This window comes from Pseudoalteromonas sp. G5_S1_14_S5, from assembly GCF_054968605.1.
This window is the reverse complement of sequence record NZ_JBQKUM010000123.1, coordinates 1-7,023: the sequence shown is the minus strand read 5'-3', so window position 1 is coordinate 7,023 and position 7,023 is coordinate 1. Positions and strand designations below refer to the sequence as shown.

The window sequence follows — 7,023 nt, the reverse complement described above, 5'->3', positions numbered from 1 at the left end:
ACTCCTTTGTGGAGTCTTTTTATTCTGACCTTATGCTACTGCTCTTCGGAATCCCTTGTAACTAAAGGCCTGAGAGCCAACTTTGGACTTTTCGCTGAAATGGGCGCAAAACCCCAATATGGCTTCTTTTCTTTCTGCTGGAATACGAGACACAAATTGTTCTTACCGCCTTAAACTGGTTAAATTTTAACAGTGACAACTATCCTGCCAGAGGGGGGGATGGAGCGCTTACCAAAAAGCGACTTACTGATTTAAAAGGGGAAAATTAGTGTTTCGGCAATTATTAAATATGCCTAAACCGTTTCACATGCACAGAAAATAAAAACTTCCTTCAAAACATGGAAGTTATTGGTGGGTCAACTATGCTAATAAAACAATAAAGAGAGGTGTTTATGACTTACTTTTTTAATAAATATACATTACTAAACACCTTATTTCTTATAATGCACAGTTTGAAATTTATAAATGAGATAAATTTACCACGAATGAAAAAAATTTTTTTTAGTGGAATTTTTTCTTGTTTGTTATTAATTCAAGGTTGTCTAAATGTACAAAACGGTGATTTACATTTTGATGAAGCCCCCCCGGATATCAACTATCTACCAGTAATGATACCTTTTATCTTTGGTGGGAATGGTTCTAGTATCCCTATCACAGACTCCATAAGTTTAACTGCTGCGCATGTTGCTAAGTATGACTATAGTAATGTTATCTCTTACCATCCAACTTGTGACGTAGCATTGATTGAAGAAAATAACCAGTCTCGAAAAAAGATGAGATTAGGGATGATATACTCTGGAGAGACTCTGACTAACCATGGTTATGACATGTCTGGAAAAGTAGTTAAAGGGGAGGGGATATATGTTATGGATGTCATAATTGCAACTTACCCCGAATGTAATTATAGCTTAAATACAGCACCTCAAATGTCCGGGATGTCCGGTGGACCTGTCTTAAACAGTTCTGGTGAATTGGTTGGAGTTATTCATGGTATAGGTTATGAACCTCCGATTCTACTTGGAAATGATAAAGCTGTTCATTTAGAGCGTTATTCTTATTTTGTCTCTATAAACTTTATAAGAGATTGGCTTGAAACTGAGATTGAGTCCTTAGAGGAATAAACAGGGCGCGAGTATACATTCATAAGGGCGGTATCGAACTTTAACTACTGAAAATAATGAACTTTATTTTATAGGGAACTTTTCTAGATAGTCACGATCTGTTCATGAAGTTAAAAAACACGAAAAATTCGAACATGATCATTATTGAGCAGTTAAAAAAAGTGAAAGACACTCGTTATCACATCAACCAAGTTTATCCTGTTATGGAAATCGCTTTCTTGGTCATCACCGCCATGCTTTGTGGGCAAAACAAGTGGACTGATATCAAGGATTTTGGTTAAGGAAATATCGAATGGTTGCGTCAGTACTTTCCCTATGAAAATGGTCTTCCAACTCGGCAAAATATAGCGGTGATTATGAAAGCGATAGTGCCTGAAACGCACTTGGAAGCTATGGTGGGTTGGGTTAATTTGCATAGAGATAGGCATGCTCAGCCCATCATCAGTGTTAACGGGAAGGCTCTAAAAGGAGCGAAAGCAAGCAAACAGACCCACCCTCTTTATATGGTGTCCGCCTTTGATGTTGAGGAAGGTCTGACTCTCACACACCAACCTTGTAACGGCAAAGGCATGGAGCTAAATGCGATAAGAGACATGTTAGACGCTTTAGATATTAACGGATGTTTATTGACAGCTGATGCTCTGCATTGCCAAGTTGAAACACTAAATAAAGTGGTTGATAAAGGAGGGATTCCTTGGTGCAAGTCAAACTGAATCAGCCAAGTCTACTAGCTGAGATTGATGCACACACAGTTCCAAGGTTATTGAGCTCTGCCTGAAGATAAACAGGAATCATACGTCACGGAAGATAAAGGGCATGACAGAAAAGAGGTACGCGAGGTTTACGCACTCCCCGCAGCCTTCAGTGAAGAGCTCAAAGAAAAGTGGCATGTCGTAAAAAGCATCGTCGCAGTGGTGAGAGATAGGAGTGTCAAAGGGAAAGGAAGCTATGAAACTTCGTACTACGTTTGCACAGACCATTTGTCTTTAGAGTTAACCTCAACGGCGACAAGAAAACATTGGTACATCGAGAATCAACAGCACTGGGCTTCGGACGTTATTTTCAAAGAAGATGAGCAGCGAATTCACGCAGGGGACTCAGCGTTAAATATGGCTTGTTGTCGCCGCTTTGTGCAGAACTTATTTAGAAAATCCGATGGTAACTTGTCTGTACTAAGGAAGATGAACAAAGCAGCCTGGGACAAGGATTACCGAGCAAAAGTTCTATTTACATCAGTTTAACAAAGTATATTCGCCCCTTATACATTCATTGATTTATAACCCGAAGACTCAGCAACGATTTAACTGTTTTTTTGTGTGAAGCCGTGATCTGGAAAGACGAGTTGAAGTAACGTAGATGCAGACAACTCACCACTACAAAAAATAGATCTTATGGGTTTTTCGTCAATAATATTGCTCGTGAGTGAGTCGCAAGTGCGCAGAAATGCATTCTGCAAAAAGTCATATGAACTCTTGATAGGTGACATTCCCACTATTAAAAGGTACTAATTTTTGAATGTCCAATGCCACGATTTTCTATTGGGATCTATTCTACTCATATAATGTGATATAATTACAGTTATATCACACTATATGAGTAGGGCGTCGTTATGACAAGTACCACACACCTTCCGCTAGTTAAACAGTCAGAAGTGACACCGTCACAATTGAAAAAACATGATGAAATCCATAAGCAGTGGGCAAAACAACAACAAAATCTCAGTCGCTTTAAACTCAACTTTCCAGATCTGAGTCACAGCTTTGATCCTGAATGGTCAGAGTTGCCTAACAGCTTAGTTCATCTGGCTGACTTTGAAGAGAACCGAGGGGGGTTGAGTACCAACACCTTAAAAATGCTGGCCTTTGTGGTGAGGAAATGGGATGAGCATTGCAAAGAGCTCTCGGTTTACAGTTTTCCTATTCATGCACCGGTATTGTTAGCATGGTTCAAATCAATGAAGTTAGATCAGGAAAAAAAGATAAACACCTTAAAACAATATCGAGCGCAATTAAGCCTATTTCATAAGATCATGAATGCAACGGACAGCACTAAACTTCCTGCCTTTACTCATTTTTTTAATTCATTAGCAAAAGATGAAATGGAATTGACCGGAACCCAGACCATCGAATTACAAGCGAAACCCTTTCACAAACACCACCTCACTCGCTTAATGGAGATCTGGGGGAACGAGAACATCGCTATTCCATTCCGAGATCTGACGGTATTAACCGTTGCCTATGGTTCTTTATTACGTGAAGGTGAAATAGGGAAAATACGTAAAAAACATATTAAGATCTTGGAATGTGGCGATATAAATATCGAACGTGTCACCTCAAAGACAACAATCAGCCCAGAGCCAAAGCGATTAACTGGTAAGTTTTCAGCCATTGTAAAACGCTATCTTGACGTGTATTGCCAGGGGCTTAGTGAAAATGAGTTCATTTTTTGTTGGTTAACAGTAAAAGGAGATCGACCCGAAGGTTACCGCCAGACACCCATGTCAGGAATGACGATTGATCGCATTTACCAACGTGCGCATAAAATACTACTCGACAGAGGTGCCGTTGTTACTAGTAGTGGAGCACATCGGAAAGTGTGGAGTGGACACTCTAGTCGAGTCGGCGCACTACAGGACGGTTATAAAGCGGGTTTAAGTTTAACGCAACTGATCCAATTAGGGGATTGGAAAAGTAACGAGATGGTATTGAGATATTTGCGCGGTTTAAGCAATGATAATAGTCCAAACTTATTGCTTCAAGATTAATCATCGGGGATATTCGTATAAATTTTTATCCATCCTATTATTTTAATTAATTCATAATTTTTTTTACGGCTAAAGGTCCTGGGCTGTACGTTGATGTAATTTTCAATCCATTATCTAATTTTATTTTCAACGTGAAATTATCAACAATTAAATTATTGATATTATAGGAAATTAAAGGGCTTAGATTCCGGATAACTTCTTTATAGGTACTTAATGTTGTATTACGTGCGTCAGAACACTTTTTTATGTTAATAAGGCTTAGTCAATACTTACTAGGCTAAAGATATTAGTCTTTAGCATAGTAAGTATTAATATTTAGGGATTTTTTAACCTACTCTTTATTCCAAACACCTTATACCATCTCAGCTTCTGTCTATTCTGCGTTCTCGCCATGCTATCATTACGCTTAACCAAAGCAACCATAATATCCACCAATGTAATGCACCTCCTCTGATCTGTTCGTAAGAGATCAGCTCATCGCTCGATTGTGACGGAGAAATGTTGATTACGACTGGGACATTGACTACCCCCTGGCCATCAGTGATGGTCAAGTGTAACAACACACTGTCGACCCATGATGGTAGTATCACTGTGATTTCATGACCTGTGATTTGAACTTCACCACCATACTCAACACTGCTGTTTATCACCGATAAATCTTGGCAATTCGTTGAAATGTAGTCACAAAGATTAAACTGCAATTTGATCCTAGTTTCATCCTGAAATGGCAACCTAGTGGCATCGACCGTAAAGCCGGGGATCACTAAATTATTTTGCGGATAGGCCATATAACCCGGGTCATCCACTTGCCCATTACGCTCCGCATCATCGTCATGTACTCCACCGTCTTTGAGTGTTACCTCTAAACAGTAGGCACCTAATATTGGTGTTTCTTGATATTGGTCAGAGCCTGGTGCAGGACAAAAACCCAACTCTCCTTGAGCATAACGTAAATTGCTGCCCTCTTCATTTTCATCAAAAGTAAACCACCCACTACGTTCAGTATACTTTCGGTAAACACTCCCTGTTTCTAAAGGTTTCATTAAAGGTAAAACAATAATAACACTATCGTTAAATACATCCGTAATAGTAAAGTTATTGACATCATTTTCTATATATATAGAAATATTATCGATATCAGGAGGTAAAAGTTCTTGTCCTTTTTCATCGGTAGCTGAGCGTAAACTATTTTCTACATAAGGACTGTACGTACCCGCTTTCTCCGATAATCGACCCAATTGTATACAACTGCCTGGTGATGATTGCAGTACAAAACCACCATTGGTCGCTTTTTCATTATCTATTATTTGCAACTCACATGAATTAATAGCGTCCAAATAATCCGGTATTAGGTCATTATCACTATCAATTAATCCTTCCACATTATCTAAAGCACCATCTCTATCGCTGTCTTGGGTGCGACTTAAAGGCTGAGTATTCATAACCCTTAAAGTCATTTTACCATTCAATACATCACTATTATTACCAAGCACTTTCGCTTGATAATGGAAATGATGGCGTCCTACAGGTAGAACAAAGTCGAGTGGTAGTAACTCTTCATCAGAAGTCTGTCCTAACGATTCTTTTTCACCGTCATTTTCTATAAACCACTCAATTTTCACTTCATCTGAAGCTATAGGCTTGAATATTTGAGCCTTTAACGCTAATTGATCAACTAATTCTGGGTATACTAAAGAGCGCATTTTTCCCTGCTGATCTACTGCAACCGCTTTAATAGAAGGAATGGGATCTAATTCAAGTAAGGTTATCGTTAATGAATCAAATGCCCCTTTATTCACTCCATCACCAAACCTTAGATTTAACCGTTCTTCTCCTTCACTAATACCATCATCGTTAACAAAAAATCGCACCGTCCCTTTAAGTCCAGAGTCAATGGTGATGGTATGTAATGGGTCCAAAGTGTGATCATTGACATCGCTAGTACTTTGTTCGCTTTCAATAACTACCGGTACGGTAACTGGATAGTTGGGAGAGGCACCACTCAAGTGTACCGTCACTTTGGTCTCCCCTCCCTCATAAGCGAAGGCTCGTTGTTCAAAGTCCACTTGAGGGTACACTCTGTACAACTGCCCCACTGTTTGAGTCGCTTGAGTTGACGGATCAATAGCTTCCCAATAAACAATATGACTACCCGATCTTAATCGAGGCACACCATCTTGCAAAGACACTGGAACGGGGTTTCCAAGGACATCACGAGCGGTAGGCGATAAACCTGATATAGAGGTAAATAGTCCTGTGGCTTGGATATCAACTGGCTTAACATCATCAAACCTAGGTTTTGTGGGATCAGTACTGCTTGCGAGCAATAAAAGCTGTCCAGTCATGGAATCGCCCTTATCGTTAATCCACTCATACTCCAGATATACCTGTTGAGGCATCTCACTCGGCGCTTGATACAACAGTGTATTATCAGCAATCGAGGCACTACCGATAAGAGCATGAGAAGTCACTAATGTGCCACCATTGCTAAGAGTAATCGGAATAAAACGCACTAGCTCGTTATTATCAATGGTATAACTATCATCACTGGTTATCTCTATTCCTGTAATATTTGCATCGTTCAAACTGTCTGGCGCCCCATCCCCATCGATGTCAAGGCTATAATCCTTATCCTCTGGGAAGTCATCGGCTATATTATCAACGCCATCACCGTCGATATCATCATCCCATTCATTAGCAATACCATCGCCATCAATATCACCTGGAGTGTTCGGAATTGTTTCCTTAATAGCGCCACTTAACACGACACTTTGAGCCCTCACTGTATCCTTTTCACTGTAACTCAATAGTAAGAGTAGATAACGCCCAGCATGACCTTGTAAACTGCCAGTGATCAGCGGACTGGTCAGGGATTGCCAAGTTTCCGGTGCACTGCGTTGTGTGGGAGTGTCCACTAGGTACCAGTTATCCGTAATGTTGGCGGTATTTGCGGTATCGAGCGAACCATCACGCAGCAGCTGTGCTTGAAATTGTGGTGCGCTATTTTCGTATAATTCTCTCACGCTAATACTACCGGTAATGCTCAGACTCTCTGATGTACTTGGCACTGCAGCACGAGCGGTTGACAAGGCACGGGCATTCAAACCCGAGCCGCCAGTATCGGTCACGATAACCCCC

4 protein-coding genes and 1 pseudogene are annotated in these 7,023 nt (G+C 40.3%); 4 read left to right on the top strand and 1 reads right to left on the bottom strand.

The genetic code is table 11. The annotated features are described in order from the left end of the window. Window positions 1-392 precede the first annotated feature (392 nt). The 4 genes and pseudogenes from ACTRWI_RS21535 (at window position 393) to ACTRWI_RS21520 (ending at window position 3,885) form a co-directional block, all read left to right on the top strand. Window positions 393-1,121, top strand: a complete 729-nt coding sequence (locus tag ACTRWI_RS21535) for a hypothetical protein (protein WP_499133760.1) — start codon at window positions 393-395, stop codon at window positions 1,119-1,121. Between the two features lie 104 nt (window positions 1,122-1,225). Then, window positions 1,226-1,402: a transposase family protein gene (locus tag ACTRWI_RS21530; RefSeq protein ID WP_499133759.1), complete on the top strand. Its 177-nt coding sequence runs from the start codon at window positions 1,226-1,228 to the stop codon at window positions 1,400-1,402. Between the two features lie 15 nt (window positions 1,403-1,417). Continuing rightward, a pseudogene (locus ACTRWI_RS21525) lies at window positions 1,418-2,362 on the top strand (ISAs1 family transposase). 368 nt (window positions 2,363-2,730) lie between these two features. Next, a complete protein-coding gene (locus ACTRWI_RS21520) occupies window positions 2,731-3,885 on the top strand; it encodes a tyrosine-type recombinase/integrase (protein WP_499133758.1) in 1,155 nt (384 codons plus the stop codon). 362 nt (window positions 3,886-4,247) lie between these two features. Here the strand turns inward: ACTRWI_RS21520 and ACTRWI_RS21515 are convergent, their stop codons facing one another. Further along, window positions 4,248-6,989, bottom strand: coding sequence for a hypothetical protein (locus ACTRWI_RS21515; protein WP_499133757.1), 2,742 nt, complete (start codon window positions 6,987-6,989; stop codon window positions 4,248-4,250). Between the last annotated feature and the right edge of the window lie 34 nt (window positions 6,990-7,023).

Bases quoted from the DNA above. Each gene is read 5' to 3' on its own strand.
- ACTRWI_RS21520 (WP_499133758.1), top strand. From the start codon at position 2,731: ATGACAAGTACCACACACCTTCCGCTAGTTAAACAGTCAGAAGTGACA.
- ACTRWI_RS21535 (WP_499133760.1), top strand. From the start codon at position 393: ATGACTTACTTTTTTAATAAATATACATTACTAAACACCTTATTTCTT.
- ACTRWI_RS21530 (WP_499133759.1), top strand. From the start codon at position 1,226: ATGAAGTTAAAAAACACGAAAAATTCGAACATGATCATTATTGAGCAG.